Source organism: Pseudonocardia sp. KRD291 (assembly GCF_019263595.1).
In the GTDB taxonomy this organism is placed as follows: Bacteria; Actinomycetota; Actinomycetes; order Mycobacteriales; family Pseudonocardiaceae; genus Pseudonocardia.
Window position 1 is genome coordinate 1 of the sequence record NZ_JADQDD010000046.1, and the last position, 14,605, is coordinate 14,605.

Annotated in this window: 14 protein-coding genes; 8 read left to right on the forward strand and 6 right to left on the reverse strand. The window is 71.8% G+C overall.

The features are described from left to right. From I4I78_RS09315 to I4I78_RS09325, 3 genes are all read left to right on the forward strand, one after another. The coding region (locus I4I78_RS09315) for an MFS transporter (protein ID WP_218610843.1) at positions 1–1,340 on the forward strand (1,340 nt) is incomplete at its 5' end. A gap of 52 nt (positions 1,341–1,392) precedes the next feature. Next, entirely contained in the window at positions 1,393–2,001 is a 609-nt protein-coding gene (locus tag I4I78_RS09320; RefSeq protein WP_218610844.1) for a nuclear transport factor 2 family protein, read from the forward strand. Positions 2,002–2,010: 9 nt separating this feature from the next. Next, positions 2,011–2,898, forward strand: coding sequence for an acyl-CoA thioesterase II (locus I4I78_RS09325; RefSeq protein WP_218610845.1), 888 nt, complete (start codon positions 2,011–2,013; stop codon positions 2,896–2,898). A 127-nt stretch (positions 2,899–3,025) separates the two neighbouring features. Here I4I78_RS09325 and I4I78_RS09330 read toward each other — a convergent pair whose 3' ends face one another. After that, positions 3,026–4,195: an amidohydrolase family protein gene (locus I4I78_RS09330; RefSeq protein ID WP_218610846.1), complete on the reverse strand. Its 1,170-nt coding sequence runs from the start codon at positions 4,193–4,195 to the stop codon at positions 3,026–3,028. An 89-nt stretch (positions 4,196–4,284) separates the two neighbouring features. Here I4I78_RS09330 and I4I78_RS09335 point away from each other — a divergent pair, with 89 nt between their 5' ends. Both I4I78_RS09335 and I4I78_RS09340 read left to right on the forward strand, forming a co-directional pair. Beyond that, entirely contained in the window at positions 4,285–4,581 is a 297-nt protein-coding gene (locus I4I78_RS09335; RefSeq protein WP_218610847.1) for a hypothetical protein, read from the forward strand. A gap of 318 nt (positions 4,582–4,899) precedes the next feature. Continuing rightward, complete coding sequence (locus I4I78_RS09340; RefSeq protein ID WP_218610848.1) at positions 4,900–6,276, forward strand: MFS transporter; 1,377 nt, start codon at positions 4,900–4,902, stop codon at positions 6,274–6,276. A 693-nt stretch (positions 6,277–6,969) separates the two neighbouring features. Here the strand turns inward: I4I78_RS09340 and I4I78_RS09345 are convergent. The 5 genes from I4I78_RS09345 to I4I78_RS09365 all read right to left on the reverse strand — a co-directional run bounded on the left by I4I78_RS09345 (position 6,970) and on the right by I4I78_RS09365 (position 11,298). After that, positions 6,970–7,749 carry an SDR family NAD(P)-dependent oxidoreductase gene (locus tag I4I78_RS09345; protein WP_218610849.1) on the reverse strand — a complete coding sequence of 260 codons (780 nt, stop codon included), beginning with the start codon at positions 7,747–7,749 and terminating at the stop codon, positions 6,970–6,972. Between the two features lie 49 nt (positions 7,750–7,798). Beyond that, positions 7,799–8,731 (reverse strand): LLM class F420-dependent oxidoreductase, encoded by a 933-nt coding sequence (locus tag I4I78_RS09350; protein WP_218610850.1) that lies wholly within the window; start codon positions 8,729–8,731, stop codon positions 7,799–7,801. An 11-nt stretch (positions 8,732–8,742) separates the two neighbouring features. Further along, positions 8,743–9,513, reverse strand: coding sequence for an SDR family NAD(P)-dependent oxidoreductase (locus I4I78_RS09355; RefSeq protein WP_218610851.1), 771 nt, complete (start codon positions 9,511–9,513; stop codon positions 8,743–8,745). Beyond that, on the reverse strand, positions 9,510–10,499 hold the full coding sequence (locus I4I78_RS09360; RefSeq protein WP_226379391.1) for an NADPH:quinone oxidoreductase family protein: 990 nt from the start codon (positions 10,497–10,499) through the stop codon (positions 9,510–9,512). Before I4I78_RS09360 ends, I4I78_RS09355 begins: the two co-directional genes overlap by 4 nt. Positions 10,500–10,650: 151 nt before the next feature. Next, entirely contained in the window at positions 10,651–11,298 is a 648-nt protein-coding gene (locus tag I4I78_RS09365) for a TetR/AcrR family transcriptional regulator (protein ID WP_218610853.1), read from the reverse strand. Positions 11,299–11,446: 148 nt separating this feature from the next. On the opposite strand from I4I78_RS09365, the gene I4I78_RS09370 reads away from it, so the two are divergent. The 3 genes from I4I78_RS09370 to I4I78_RS09380 are packed head-to-tail and all read left to right on the forward strand — an operon-like array spanning position 11,447 to position 14,586. Next, entirely contained in the window at positions 11,447–12,499 is a 1,053-nt protein-coding gene (locus tag I4I78_RS09370) for a phosphotransferase family protein (RefSeq protein WP_218610854.1), read from the forward strand. Positions 12,500–12,501: 2 nt separating this feature from the next. Next, complete coding sequence (locus I4I78_RS09375) at positions 12,502–13,263, forward strand: SDR family NAD(P)-dependent oxidoreductase (protein WP_218610855.1); 762 nt, start codon at positions 12,502–12,504, stop codon at positions 13,261–13,263. A 45-nt stretch (positions 13,264–13,308) separates the two neighbouring features. Further along, entirely contained in the window at positions 13,309–14,586 is a 1,278-nt protein-coding gene (locus I4I78_RS09380; RefSeq protein ID WP_218610856.1) for an acyl-CoA dehydrogenase family protein, read from the forward strand. Positions 14,587–14,605: the final 19 nt, after the last annotated feature.

Below are 14,605 nucleotides of genomic sequence, written 5' to 3' on the forward strand. Positions count from 1 at the left end.
GTGCCCGACTCGACCGTCTGCCCAGCGGTCCCTTCCACCGCCGCGTCATGCTCCTGGCCGGCCTGACCTTCGTCTTCGAGGTCGGTGACCAGGGCGCCGTCGGGATGGCCGCCTCCGCCCTGCGCGAGCACCTCGGCGTGGGCCTGCAGGGGGTCGCCTTCGCGGTCTCCGCCATGTATCTCGGTCTGCTGGCCGGTGCCGTGGCCGCCGGCCAGCTCGGTGACCGTCTGGGCAGGCGCACCCCGCTGATCTGGGGCATGGCCGGCATGGCGCTGTTCTCCGCGCTCGCCGCGCTCTCGCCGAACATCACGGTGCTGGTCCTGTTGCGCCTGCTCACCGGCGTGTTCCTCGGCGCGGCGTACGTCGGGGTGGTGGTCTACCTGAGCGAGGTGTTCCCGCACCGCAGGCGGGCGCTCGCCCTCGCGGTGGCGGTCTCGGTCGGCACTCTGGCCACCGTCGGGCTGACCCACTTGGCCGGCGTCGTGGTCCCGATGGGGGAGCACGGCTGGCGGATCATCTTCGCGCTCGGCCTGCTCGGCCTGCTGGTGGTGCCCGCTTGCCGGCGGCTGCCCGAGTCGCCCCGGTGGCTGGTCGCCAAGGGCCGCACCGAGGAGGCCGAGCAGGCCCTGCGCGGCATCGAGGAGAGCACCGCGGCCCGCCGCGGCCCGCTACCGGAGCCGGTCGTGCCCGAGCTCGTGCACGGGGCTGGTGCCGGGCCTGCCCGGGTCCGCGAGCTGCCCTTCGCCGCACTGTTCCGCGGCCGGCTCGCAGCCACCACGCTGATGCTGATGATCTGCTGGATCTGCTACTCGGCAACGATGCAGGTGACCACCACCTGGACGCCGACGATCCTCGGCGCCCGCGGGTTCGACGCGGCCTCCGCGCTCTCGACCGCCGCCAACCTCACGCTCGGGTCGCTCGTGGGGTCGCTGGTGGCCATCGTGGTCGCCGACCGGTTCCCGCGCCGGGCGATGCTGATCGGGATCGGCCTGATCGGGGCGCTCGCCGCGCTCGCGTTCGGGCTGGCGACCGACCACCTGCTCCTCCTGCTCGCCGGCGGCGCGGTCTTCTTCTTCGCCGGGATCACCTCGCCGGTACTCAACACCTACATGGCGGAGGAGTTCCCGACCGAGGCGCGTGCACGGGGGAGCGGCATCGCATTCTCGGCGGGCCGGCTGACCAACGTGGCCGCCCCCTTCACGATCGCGCTGCTGCTGGGCGCGCTGGGCCACCAGGCGATCGCCTGGGCCAGTTTCGGAGCCTGGCTGCTGCTGGGCGGGTCGGTCCTGCTGCTGGGCAGGCGGCGCCGCGGCGCCACCGGCATGCGGGAGGACGTGTGAGACCACGCAGGAGACATCGGGCCGGGACCCGGTCCGGAGAGGAGCACACGCGATGAGCACAGTGACACCGGTCGACGCCGGACGCGACGAGGTCGAGGAGGCCTTCAGGCATTACTTCCGCACGGGCCCGGTGAACGAGGACTGGAAGGCCTGGTCGCAGCTGTTCACCGAGGACGCGACCTACAACGACCACTTCTGGGGCACCTTCCACGGCCCGTCGGAGATCCAGCGGTTCTTGGAGGGCACCATGTCCTTCGCCGCGCATGTGTACTCGCCGCTGCTGTGGCACGTCATCGACGGCGGCCGGATCGTCTACAAGGTGCTCAACCGGGCTGACAACCCGGTGGCGGGCCGCCCGCCGCTGGAGTTCCCCTCGCTGCAGGTCATCACCTACGCCGGTGACGGGCGCTGGTCGTCGGAGGACGACTGGTGGACGATCGCCGAGATGAAGCTGTTCAACCAGGCATATCAGGCCGCGCGCGCGGAGGCGGGGGACGCGGCGGCCGACCCGCTCTCCCGCGCCGACTGGGGCGAGATCGAGTGGGCCCGCCCGGAGGAGGGCCACACAGCGACCCCGTCGTGGTTGGGCCAGGACGTGCCCCCGATCGGGAGCATGCGGGAGATGACCTTCGGCGTGCGGCACCCGCGCCCGGCGCGCTGAACCCAGCCCGTGGGAACGACGCTGGCCGAGCTGCTCGACCTCGCGCGGACGGGCCCGCGGGCCTTCCGCGCGAGGTCGCCGCAGCCGTCGACGCCGCAGGTGTTCGGCGGCCAGTTCGTGGCCCAGGCCCTGGTCGCGGCCGGCCGCGACGTCCCGTCGGACCAGGGCCCGCACTCCCTGCACGCCCATTTCCTCGAGCCGGGCGACCCGGCGAGTGTCCTCGACCTCATGGTCGAGCCGGTGCGCGGGGGCGTGGGGCGCACCGTCCGTCGGGTGTCGGTCCGCCAGCACGGCCGCGAGCTGGTGACAGTGCTGGCCTCCTTCGCCGGCGTCCGTCCCGGGCTCGGTCACGAGGCGGTCGAGCCGGGGACATCGCGACTCGCGCACCGCGGGGCCCCGAGTCGCGGGGTCTCGGCGCCCGACCTGCGGGGCGGCCTCGCCGAAGCGTCGGAGGAGACGCTGAGCTGGGTCGCGGCGCTGCGGGCGGTGCTGCCGCTCGAGGTGGCCTTCCCCGAGCCGCCGCCCCGGGACGCGGTGGTCCGCGGCGAGCGGCCCCCGCCGCACCAGCGGGTGCTGGTGCGGGCCGCGGATCCGCTGCCCGCGGATCCGCTGGTGCACGCCGCGGCGCTGGCCTACGCCTCGGATCTGCTGCTGCTCTCGACGGCGCTGCTGCCGCACGGAATGGTCATGGGCGATCCGCGCGCCCGGGCGGTGAGCCTGGACCATACGCTGTGGTTTCACCGCGCGCCCCGAGCCGACGACTGGCTCGACCACGCGATGGAGTCGGAGTGGGCCGGCGACGGGCGCGCCGTCTGCCACGGCCGGATGCGCGATCCCGCGGGCCGGCTCCTCGCCACCGTGGCTCAGGAGGGCACACTGCGGCCGCGGGCCGGGTGAACGGCGCGCGGATTCGGCGTAGACGAAGTCCATCCGGCCCACGCAGTCGACGCGGATCATCGACGTGGCCCGCACCCGGGAGCCGGGTGCGGGCCACGGGCCGCCGATTCTGACGACCGCGTCCAGGTCAGGCGGGTCGCGGGTAGTTCAGCATCCGCCGGGCGTTGGTCTCGACGATCATCTCGACCTCCTCGTCCGGGACGGTCGCGAGCACCTCACTGGCCCGCTTGCGGCTGTTCGGCCAGTTGGAGTCGGAGTGCGGGTAGTCGATCTCCAGCATGATCCGGTCGACACCGATCGCATGCCGGTTGGCCAGACCGTGCTCGTCGTCGATGAAGCACCCCCAGAAGTGCTGCCGGAACAGGTCCGACGGCCGGGTCTCCTTGTCCATGTCCTGGTACCAACGGTGCCGTTCCCAGGTGTAGTCCGTGCGCTCGAGGATGTAGGGCACCCAGCCGATGCCGCCCTCGGCCAGGGAGATCTGCAGGTCCGGGAACCGTTGCAGTGCCCCGGAGAGCAGCAGGTCGACGGTGCTCCACATGAGGTTCGACGAGAACAGGGCCGTGGCCACGGCGAACGGCACGTTGTCGGTGGCCATGTCGAGACCGGGGGCCTTGCCCGAGAACGAGAAGCCGGGCACGAACGAACCGGACCCGAAGTGCAGCGACACCGGCATGCCGGTCTCGGAGCACGCCTGCCACAGCGGGTCCCAGTGCCGGGTGTGGAACGACGGCAGACCCAGCGGCACGGGACTGTCCGGGAAGGAGATCGTGCGCGCCCCCTTCGCCGCCGTGCGCCGGGCCTCGGCGGCCGAGGCCTCGACGTCCCAGACCGGGAGGATCGCCAGCGGGAGGAATCGATCCGGGGCGGTGGCGCACCATTCGTCGATGTAGAAGTCGTTCCACGCCTGCACGCAGAGCAGCGCGAGGTCCTTGTCCCGGGCGCGGAAGAACGTGCCGCCGGCGAACCCGGGGAACGACGGGAAGCACAGCGCGGCCTGCACGCCGTCCAGGTCCATGTCCTTGACCCGGGCCGCGGGGTCGTAGCAGCCCGGGATCATGTCCTCGTACCGGACGGGGTCCATGCCCCATTCCTCCACCGGCTTGCCGGCGACGGCGTTGAGGCCGATGGTCGGGAACTGCCTGTCCTCGTAGTGCCAGATGTGCTTGCCGTCGAGCTCGACGATCCGCGGCGCCTCGGCGAGGTACCGCTGGGGGATGCGGTCCTGCCACACCCGCGGGTGCTCGATGAGGTGGTCGTCCACCGAGACGATCTGGTGGTGTTCCTGCAGTGGCATCCTTGCCTCCGAGACATTCTTTCTGACGCAGTGTGCACTCGACTGTATATGCTGTCCCGAGGCGTCCACCAGTGCTGGGAGGAACGGACATGACCGACGCACGCGACGAGGCTGCCGTCGAGCGGCCCGACGACGACGACCACGACCTGCTGACCTTCGGTGAGGCGGGGGCACGGCTGGAGATCGAGATCCGGGACATGCGCAAGCGGATCGAGAAGCTCCGGCTGGAGACCCCGCTCGACGAGGTTGGGGTTGCGGCAGCTGAACGGCGGCTCGCGGACCTGCAGGAGGGGCAGGCCCGCAACGCCGCTCAGCCGATCAACGACGAGAACTTCGAGAAGTTCTTCGGCTACCGGGGAACCGCGCGCCGCAACACCACATGGTGAGGCGCGGGTGCACCCGCTGACCGGGCCCGTCACTCCTCGGGGTGACGGGCCCTTCTGCTGGGCTGGGCAGTGTCAATGTCAGATGACGATGCCTCGGAGTCGTTCATGCCTGGTCACGTGCACCTTAGGAATGGCGTTGCTGTCAGGTCTCTCTGCGTGACCCTTGACATGCCCGAGTCGGCCTGCCAGCTTCAGAATCACGTTTCGCAGTGATGGACATCGGGTTCCCACCGCGGGCGTCCACCGGACCCCCGGACCCGGCCCAAGCGGCCGGGCCGGTGGGCCGTCCGGTGTTCCACCGACACGATGGGCATGCCGATGTCGTCATCTCTCGAGTCGTCCGAGCCGCGGACGCTCACGATCGGCAGGGCCGGGGCACGGCTCGACCGCCTGCCGACCGGTCCTTTCCACCGCCGGGTGCTGCTGGTCGCGGTCGTCGCCTTCGTGTTCGAGATCGGCGACCAGACCGCGACGGGCCTGGTCGCCGCCTCCCTGACGACTCACCTGAACACCTCGCTGACCGGGGTCGCCTTCGCGGTCTCGGCGATGTACCTGGGCCTGCTCGTCGGGTCGCTGATCGCCGGGCAGTTGGGGGATCGGTATGGTCGCCGCTCCACCTTGGTCTGGGGCATGGCTGCGATGGCGGTGTTCTCCGCGCTGGCCGCCTGCTCGCCGAACATCACCGTGCTCGTGCTGCTGCGGTTCCTGACCGGGATCGGCCTCGGTGCGACCTACATCGGCATCGTGGTCTACCTCAGCGAGCTCTTCCCTGCCCGCAGGCGCGGACTCTCGCTCGCCGTCGGCGTCGCGGTCGGCACCGTCGGCTCGGTCCTGCTCACCGTCGTCGCCCGGGCCGTCGTCCCGCTCGGCGACCACGGCTGGCGGATCGTCTACCTCGTCGGGATCCTCGGCCTGCTCGCCGTCCCGGCCTGCCGCAAGCTCCCCGAGTCGCCGCGCTGGCTGCTCGCCCGCGGGCGGGCAGACCAGGCCGAGGCCGTGCTGACCCGGATCGAGGAGGAGACCGCGGCCAAGCGGGGTGCCCTGCCCGAGCCGGAGGAGCCGACGGTGCCCGCGGCCGAGCCCCGGTCGCTGCCCTTCTCCCGGCTGTTTCGCGGATCGTTGCTGCGCAGCACGGTGATGCTGATGATCGTGTGGATCTGCTATTCGGCGGTGCAGCAGGTGACCTCAACCTGGACCCCCACCATCCTGGTGTTCCGCGGCTTCACCCAGGCCGAGGCGCTCTCGTTCACCTCGCTGATCGTGCTCGGCTCGCTGGCGGGCTCGATCGTCGCGATCTTCATCGCGGACAGGCTGCCTCGTCGGGCCGGGCTGGTGGCGTTCACCTTGATCGCCGCGGTGGCGGCGCTGTGCTTCGGCTACGCCACCAACATTGCGCTGCTGATCACGGCCGGCTTCGCCATCTTCTTCTTCGCCGGCGGCGCGTCTCCGCTGATCAACGCCTACATGGCCGAGGAGTTCCCGACGGACCTACGGGCCCGGGGGAGCAGCGTGGCCTTCTCGACCGGCCGGCTCACCAACGTGCTCGCTCCGTTCACGATCGCCGCGGTGCTCGCCTCGCTCGGCTACCAGGCCATCGCGATCGGCACCTTCGCGGCATGGGCGTTGATCGCGGTGGCCGCCCTGGTGCTGGGCCGCCGCCGGTCCCGGACGGCGGACATGGTCGAGTCCGCCTGAGCGGAGCCTGCGGAGCGAACATCGGCACCTGAGCGGAGCCTGCGGAGCGAACATCGGCACCTGAGCGGAGCCTGCGGAGCGAATGTCGACGCTGGAGTCACGTTCTAGCGGTCCCGTCCGCCACTTCGTGACGCTCACCTGCTCCGGCCTGGCTCCGTGTCCTCGAGGAGGGAGCCTCGAGTGTCACGTTGTGGCGGGCTCAACGACCATTTCGTGACCGCCGGGCTCGGCCCGCCGTCGAGGCCCGTCGAGCGTCACCTTCTGCCGGTTCCCGCACCATCATGTGGCGCTCGATCGACTGTCCGGGCCGAACGCGGCCGAGCGAGCCATGGTGCGACAGCTCCACCCGCCCCACCTCGTCACGACCGACCGGCCCTCGGTCGGGTCGCACGAGCCCGGACGTCGGTTCTGGCGCGATACGGCTGTTCACCGTGACGCGTCCGGCCCGACGATCACGGGTGAGCGTGACACCACGGTCGTCCCGGCCACGGCCGACGACCCTCACGTCACTCTCACCCGTGGGCGGGCCACCGCAGGGCACCGCGCCGACCCGTCTCGACGCCGGGTGGCGAGCCATCGGCGTGCGGCCCGACCACACTCACAATCACGTCCCCGAACCACTGGACAACTCACAGGAGCGTCGCCCGCCGGGCTCGGCCCATTCTGGCCACCCCTGTGTTCCGAGCGCCACCTTCAGCGCACCATCATCGCGCCGCCGTCGACGGCGAAGATCTGCCCGGTGATGAACCGCGACCCCGGCCCGGCCAGGAAGACCATGAGCGGCACCAGGTCCCGGTCGACGTCGCCCAGTCGGCCGTCGATCGGCATCTGAGCGGCCATGTGGGTGTCGTGCGCGGCGAGCTGCTCGGGCGTCATCGACGCCCGAGTGGTGGCGTACATCGGGGTGGAGATGGCCGGGGCGATGCAGTTCACCGTGATCCCGGTGTGTCCCCACTCCTGCGCGACGGTGCGGGTCCACGCGAGTACGGCGCCCTTGCTGGCGGAGTAGTGGGCCTTGTTGCGCAGCCCGATGACCCCGGCGGCGGAGGCGAAGTTGAGGATCCGCCCGCCCGTGGCGTGCAGGTGGCGGTAGGCCGCCTGGTTGGTCAGGAACGTGCCGGTGGCATTGATCGCCATGACCTTCTGCCACTCGGCCAGCGGGATCTGCTCGGCCGGCGTGCCGGGTGCGATCCCCGCGGCGTGCACGAGCACGTCGAGCCCGCCGAGCAGCTCGGCGGCCCGGTCGAACGCGGTGTCGACGGACTCCTGGTCGGTCACGTCGGCGTGGACGAACTCGGCGGTGCCCGGCCCGGCGGCCGCGGCCTTGGCGGCGATCTCGGTCCCGGCGTCGTCGGCGACGTCGCAGGAGACCACCGCGCCGCCTTCGCGGACGAAGGCGGCGACCACGCCCGCGCCCATCCCGCTGGCGCCTCCGGTGACAAGTACACGAACTCCGGGCAGCGATCCGGTCATGCCATGTCCTCTCGTGGGGCCGGTGCGGGTGCCGGTGCCGGTGTCGATCTCATCGGCCCGCGGCCCGGGTGGGGGCGATGACCTGCTCGCCGTACGCGCGCAGGGCGTCGAGGGCCGCGTCGGCCCCGTCGAGCGGGATATGCACGAACACCGAGGTGACCCCGGCCTTCGTGTACCGATCGAGCTCGTCGAGGTGTGCCGCCGGGTTGGGAAGCCCGCCCGCCTCGGCGGGGGCCGGCCCCTCGAGCTGCACCTGCAGCGTCGCGGGGTCACGGTCGGCCTCGGCGAATCGCGCGCGCAGCTCGGTGACGGCATCGCCGAGCTCCTCGATCGACTCGATCTCGGAGGTCCGCAGCGACGAGGCGGAGCGGCCGGAGGTGAGCATCGGCGACCAGCCGTCGCCGTAGCGCACCACCCGTCTGCGGGTCAGCGGGCTGTTTCCGCCCAGCCAGATCGGCAGCCTGCGCTGCACCGGCCGGGGCCGCAAGACCTGGTCCACGGCGAGGAACCGGGTGCCCTCGACGTGGTAGGGCTCGCCGCTCCAGGCCTCCCGCACCGTGGCCACTGCCTCGTCGAAGAGGGCGTTGCGCTGCTCGAAGTCGCTTCCCACGGCGGCGAACTCGGAGCGCAGGTACCCGGTGCCGGCGGCCACCGTCAGCCGTCCGCCCGACAGGATGTCCACCGTGGACAGCGTCTTCGCCAGCATCGGCGGGTTGTGGTAGGGCAGCACGAGCAGGTGCGGCATGAGCCGTAGCCGGGTGGTGACTGCTGCGCAGTAGGTCAGCGCGGCCAGCGGGTCGAACGTGTCGTGCCCGCCGGACTCCTTCCACTTGCGGGAGGGGGCGGGGTGCTCGCTGAACCCGATCGCGTCGAACCCCGCCTCCTCCGCGGTGCGGGCGATCGAGGTGAGAACGTCGGGGCGCAGGAGATCAGTCGAGTACTCGACGCCCCGCTCGATGGGGTACTCCACGGTGAACTTCACTGGAGGGCTCCTCAGGTGCCGTCGGTGATGGTGGTGCCGCCGTCGACGACCAGCACGTGGCCGGTGACGAACGCGGCCGCGGGCGAGGCGAGGAACACGACCGCCCCGGCAACGTCGGTGGGTGTGCCGACCCGGCGCAGCGGGGTGGCCGCGATGCGGCCCGCCGCGCGGGCGGGGTCGGCGACGACGGGGACGGTCATGTCGGTGGTGATAAGGCCGGGGGCCACGGCGTTGACCCGGACCCCGCGCGGACCCCACTCGACGGCGAGGTTGCGGGCGAGGGCGACCAGGGCAGCCTTGGTCACGGAGTAGAGGCCCACCGCGGAGCTGCCGCGCAGGGCGGCGATGCTGGCGGTGAGGACCGCAGTCCCGCCGCGCTCGGCCAGGTGCGGCAGGGCGTGCCGGGCCAGGCGCAGCCCGCTCGTGAGGTTGACGGTCATGATCCGCTCACAGGTGGCGTCGTCGACGTCGGTCAGCGGGCCCGGCGGTGGGGTGAGACCTACGTTGGACACGAGCACGTCGAGCGCGCCGAGCTCGGCGGCGACGGCCGGGACCACGGCGTCGACCTCGGCCGCGACCGCGACGTCGCAGGGCAGCGCGACCGACCTGCCCCCGGCGGCCCGGATCTCGGCGGCGACCGCGGCGCATCCGGCCGGTTCGTTGCCCGCGACCGCGACCGCGGCGCCCCGGTCCGCGAGCCGTAGCGCGGACTCCCGCCCGATGCCCCGGCTCGCGCCGGTGACCAGGGCGACCCGTCCGGAGAGATCGAACAGGTCCCTCATTCTGCCGCCCGCCCGGCTGCGGTGGTCAAGACGATCTTGCCGGTCGCCCGCCGGTCCGCGACCAGGCGCAGCGCCTCGGCAGCGCGCTCGAGCGGTAGCCGCGCGGAGACGACCGGCCCGATTCCCTTGTCCCGCAGGGCCGCCAGCTCGGTGGTGTCGCGGGCGTACGTGGTGGCCTCGTGCTCGGCGAACCCACGGATCTCGAACCCGCGGACCTGCACGTCCTTGAGCAGCAGCAGGTTCAGCGGGATCCGGGGGATTGCGCCGGAGGCGAAACCGACCGCGACGAACCGGCCGCGCCGGCGCATCGCACGCAGCATGACCTCGGCGAGGTCACCGCCCACCTGGTCCAGCACGACGTCCGGGCCGCCGCAGAGTTCGCGGATCCGTTCCCGGACGGCCGGCGGGTCGGGGTGGTCCTCGAGCGCGAGCACGGCGTTCGCCCCGAGGTCGCGGCAGAACGCCGCCTTCTCCCGGGTCGAGGCGACCGCGAGGACCCTGGCGCCGAGCGCCCGGCCGAGGACGACCGCGGCCGAGCCCACTCCGCCCGCCGCGCCGGTTACGGCCAGCCACTCGCCGGGCGCCAGCTCGGCCGTCGTGCGCAGGGCCGAGTAGGCGGTCGCGAAGGTGACGCCGCCCGCCGCGGCGAGGCCGAGGTCGCCATCCGGCGGGGCGACGGTCAGGGCGTCCGCGGGGACGGCGATCCGTTCGGCGAACGCCCCGGTCATGACCTGTCCGCGGACCCGGTCGCCCGGCCGGGGAGCGTCGGCCCCCGCGCCTGCGGTGAGCACCACGCCGGCGAACTCGCTGCCGGGCGTGAACGGGGTCGGCACGCTGACCTGGTAGCCGTCCGCGACGAAGAGCACGTCGGGGAAGTTCACTGCGGCGGCATGGACTTCGACGAGGACCTCCCCGGGCCCCGGCTCGGGATCCGGGAGCCGTCCGAACTCGAGCAGTTCGGGCGGCCCGTACCGGACGCACCGCATCGCGATCACGGGGCCACCGTGCCCAGAACGTGATTCTGCACATCACGGAAGCTAGTTCGGGAACGCCTCGCGGTCAACGGGCCGGCCGACAGCCGTCCTCAGCAGCGGAGCGACGAGCGTGACGAGCTGGGCCCGGGGCAGTGTCGCGGGATCAGCTTCGAGGAGCCGGGACGGCGGCCCCGACAGCTCCGAGGCAGAAGTCCACGAGATGGTCCCGTTCGGCGGCGTCGGGTGTCGTGCCGAACACGACGTGACGTTGCAGCACGCCCATGACGGTCTCCTGCAGCAGCTGCGCATCGCGGTCCGGGTCCGGCCGGCCGAGCGCTGCGAGCGATGCCGTCAGCAGCCGACCGAGGCGGTCCAGCAGGCGGAGTCCTGAGGGTTCGCGCATCCGCTCGGTGAGAGCCATCTGGCGCATCACCGCGCTGCCCTGGCGGGCCGCGTCGGCCCGGACGAGCTGGATGAGAAGGCCGTCCACCCAGGCGACGAGCTGCTCACCGGGGTCCTCGTGCTTGGCCATCTGGTGGGCGAGGTAGCTCGCCACGCGCACGAGCCCGCGCTCGACGACCGCCAGCAGTAGGTCGGGCTTGCCGGCGAAGTACCGGTAGAAGGTCTGGTTCGAGGTCCCGGCCTCGGCCACGATGTCGACCACCTTCGGCTCGGCCGGCGCCACCCGCTCCGCGACCCGCAACGCGGCATCGAGGATCAGCTCCACCTCGCCGAGGGCATCGCGCTGCTGGCGGGCCGTGCCCCGCTCGACCGCGGCCCGGACCGAGCCCGGCACGTCCTGCCATTCCATGTCCCGCATTCTGACCGGCCCGGGCGGGCATGCGTACACGCGGGGGTAGTCCTGATCAGAATTCTATTCTATGCTCAGCGAAACGTGATTCTGAACGGCAGGAGACGACCATGTCCGAGAGCGTAACGCGGCCCCGGTGGGTGCAGGGGTGACCGCCGGGACCACGGCTGGCGCGGGGCTCGACACCGACGCGCTGGCCCGCTGGATGGATGCCGAGGGCCTGCCCGGTGCGGGGGAGCGGCCGGTCCTGGAACGGCTCTCCGGCGGTTCACAGAACGAGCTGTACCGGGTGCAACGCGGTGGTGTCGCGTCGGTGTTGCGGATGCCCCCGGCCCACGCGGTCGACTCCCGGGTCGATGGCCTGCGCCGCGAGCTGCGCCTGGTCCGGGCTCTGAAGGGGACGGACGTGCCGCACGCCGAGCTGCACGGAGGCGAGGACACCGGCGAGGTGCTCGGCATGCCGTTCTACCTCATGGCCGCGGTCGACGGCTGGTGCCCGGCGGACGGCCGGACCTGGCCCGCCCCGTTCGACACCGATGTCGAGGCCCGCCGCGGCCTGGCGTTCCAGCTGGTCGACGGGATCGCGCGGCTTGCGCGCGTCGACTGGAAGGCGCGGGGCCTGGATGGCTTCGGCCGGCCCGAGAACTTCCACGAACGGCAGGTGGACCGTTGGCTGGCCTTCCTCGGCGACTACCGGTTCCGCGAGCTCCCCGGTCTCGACGAGGCCGCGGCCTGGCTGCGCGAGCACCGGCCCGCCACGTGGAGTCCCGGAATCATGCACGGCGACTACCAGTTCGCCAACGTCATGTACGCCCCCGGCGCCCCCGCCCGGCTCGCGGCGATCATCGACTGGGAGATGACGACGATCGGCGACCCGCTGCTCGACCTGGGCTGGGCGCTGCTCGGCTGGCCGGGCGAGGAACCCGATCCGGCGTCGATCTCCTACATCGACATCTCCGGAATGCCCCGGCGCTCCGAGCTGCTCGCGCACTACGAGCAGGTCAGCGGCCGATCCACGGAGGACATCGAGTACTACCTGGTGCTGGCCAACTGGAAGCTCGCCGTGGTGCTGGAGAAGAGCTATGCCGCGTTCGTCCGCGGCGAGCCGGTCGACCCGAAGGTCGAGGCGTTCGGGCAGATCGTGCTCGACCTGCTGGGCACGGCGGCGCGGTTGGCCGGCGCACCGGTGAAGGGGGGCTGAGCATGGGATACGCCGACGAGCTGTTCGACCTGACCGACCGGGTCGTACTGGTCACCGGGGGCAGCCGCGGGTTGGGGCGTGAGATGGTGCTCGCCTCGGCCCGGTGCGGCGCGGACGTCGTGATCGCGAGCCGCAACGTCGAGACGTGCGCGACGCTGGCGAAGGAGGTCGAGGAGACCACCGGCCGCGCCGCGCTGCCCTACGGGGTGCACGTGGGCCGCTGGGACCAGATCCCCGGCCTCGTCGACGCCGCGTACGACCGGTTCGGCAAGGTGGACGTCCTGATCAACAACGCCGGGATGTCGCCGACCTACGACACCCTGACCGACGTCACCGAGAAGCTGTTCGACTCCGTCCTCAACCTGAACCTGAAGGGGCCCTTCCGGCTCAGCGCGCTGGTGGGGGAGCGGATGGTCGCGGCGGGGCGCGGTTCGATCATCAACGTCAGCTCCACGGGATCGATCCGCTCGTCGGAATGGATCATTCCGTACGCGGCGGCGAAGGCGGGCCTGAACTCGCTCACCGACGGGTTCGCCCAGACCCTCGGGCCCACGGTCCGGGTCAACACGCTGATGTCCGGCCCGTTCTTCACCGACGTCAGCAAGCACTGGGACCTCGACTCGGTCGCTGAGTCGTCCAAGGCGCACGCCCTGCAGCGCACCGGACAGCCCCCGGAGATCGTCGGGGCCGCGCTGTACCTGGCCTCCGACGCGTCCAGCTACACCACCGGCGCGACGCTGAGGGTCGACGGCGGCATCCCGTGAACCAGCCCTGACCCGAGTCCGACGAGATCCGAGGAGGAGCCCGCGATGGCGTGGGACTTCAGCACCGACCCCGACTACCAGGCCAAGCTCGACTGGGCTGCCGAGTTCGTCGACACGAAGGTGTCGCAGCTCGACCTGCTCTGGCCGCACGACGTGTACAAGCCGATGACGCCCGAGCAGCGCGCGATCATCGACCCGATGAAGAAGGAGGTCCGCCAACAGGGTCTCTGGGCCTGCCACCTCGGCCCCGAGCTGGGCGGCGAGGGCTACGGGCAGATCAAGCTCGCGCTGCTGAACGAGGTGCTCGGCCGCTCACACTGGGCGCCGCGGATCTTCGGGACCCAGGCCCCGGACACCGGCAACGCGGAGATCATCGCCCACTACGGGACGTCCGCGCAGAGGGCGCGCTACCTCGACCCACTGCTCGAGGGCGACATCGTGTCCTGCTTCTCGATGACCGAGCCGCAGGCCGGAGCCGATCCCGGCGAGTTCACCACCAGGGCCGTCCGCGACGGGGACGACTGGGTGATCAACGGGGCGAAGTTCTTCTCCTCCAATGCGCGCTGGGCCGAGTTCCTGATCGTCATGGCGGTCACGAACCCCGAGGCGAACCTGCGCCACCGGATGTCGATGTTCCTCGTGCCCGCGGACACCCCGGGCATCGACATCGTCCGCAACGTGGCGTTGTTCGGCGACCCGGAGGGTGAGGGTTCGCACGCCCTGATCGAGTACCGGGACGTCCGGGTTCCCGCCGATGCGCTACTCGGGGACGAGGGCGACGCATTCGGCGTCGCCCAGACCAGGCTGGGCGGCGGCCGGGTGCACCACGCGATGCGCACGGTCGGGCTGGCCCAGCAGGCGCTGGACATGATGGGCGAGCGGGCGCTGTCGCGGCGCACCCGCGGCCGGGTGCTCGGGGACATGCAGGCGGTGCAGATGCACCTCGCCGAGTCCTACCTGCAGGTTCAGCAGTTCCGACTGCTCGTGCTCAACACGGCCTGGAAGATCGAGCGGTACAACGACTACCAGAAGGTCCGCAAGGACATCGCCGCGATCAAGGTGCTCACGCCGAAGGTTCTGCACGACGTCGCGCAGCGCGCGGTACAGGTGCACGGCGCCCTGGGCGTGACCGACGAGATGCCGTTCATGGGCATGATCCTCACCGCACAGTCGCTCGCGCTCGCGGACGGGCCGACCGAGGTCCACCAGGTGACCGTCGCGAAGCAGCTGCTGCGCGGCTACCGGGCTGCGGAGGGGGACTGGCCGAGCGCCCACCTCCCGCCGCGGCGCGAGGCTGCCCGCGCGGCGCTGCTCGGCGGGTGAGCCGGCGGGGCGCCGAACG

What these genes read in the sequence shown, in the direction of transcription:
- I4I78_RS09355 (WP_218610851.1), bottom strand. Translation starts at nt 9,513, where the DNA reads ATGAGGGACCTGTTCGATCTCTCCGGACGGGTCGCCCTGGTCACCGGC.
- I4I78_RS09345 (WP_218610849.1), bottom strand. Translation starts at nt 7,749, where the DNA reads ATGACCGGATCGCTGCCCGGAGTTCGTGTACTTGTCACCGGAGGCGCC.
- I4I78_RS09360 (WP_226379391.1), bottom strand. Translation starts at nt 10,499, where the DNA reads ATGCGGTGCGTCCGGTACGGGCCGCCCGAACTGCTCGAGTTCGGACGG.
- I4I78_RS09375 (WP_218610855.1), top strand. Translation starts at nt 12,502, where the DNA reads ATGGGATACGCCGACGAGCTGTTCGACCTGACCGACCGGGTCGTACTG.
- I4I78_RS09320 (WP_218610844.1), top strand. Translation starts at nt 1,393, where the DNA reads ATGAGCACAGTGACACCGGTCGACGCCGGACGCGACGAGGTCGAGGAG.
- I4I78_RS09340 (WP_218610848.1), top strand. Translation starts at nt 4,900, where the DNA reads ATGTCGTCATCTCTCGAGTCGTCCGAGCCGCGGACGCTCACGATCGGC.
- I4I78_RS09330 (WP_218610846.1), bottom strand. Translation starts at nt 4,195, where the DNA reads ATGCCACTGCAGGAACACCACCAGATCGTCTCGGTGGACGACCACCTC.
- I4I78_RS09365 (WP_218610853.1), bottom strand. Translation starts at nt 11,298, where the DNA reads ATGGAATGGCAGGACGTGCCGGGCTCGGTCCGGGCCGCGGTCGAGCGG.
- I4I78_RS09380 (WP_218610856.1), top strand. Translation starts at nt 13,309, where the DNA reads ATGGCGTGGGACTTCAGCACCGACCCCGACTACCAGGCCAAGCTCGAC.
- I4I78_RS09335 (WP_218610847.1), top strand. Translation starts at nt 4,285, where the DNA reads ATGACCGACGCACGCGACGAGGCTGCCGTCGAGCGGCCCGACGACGAC.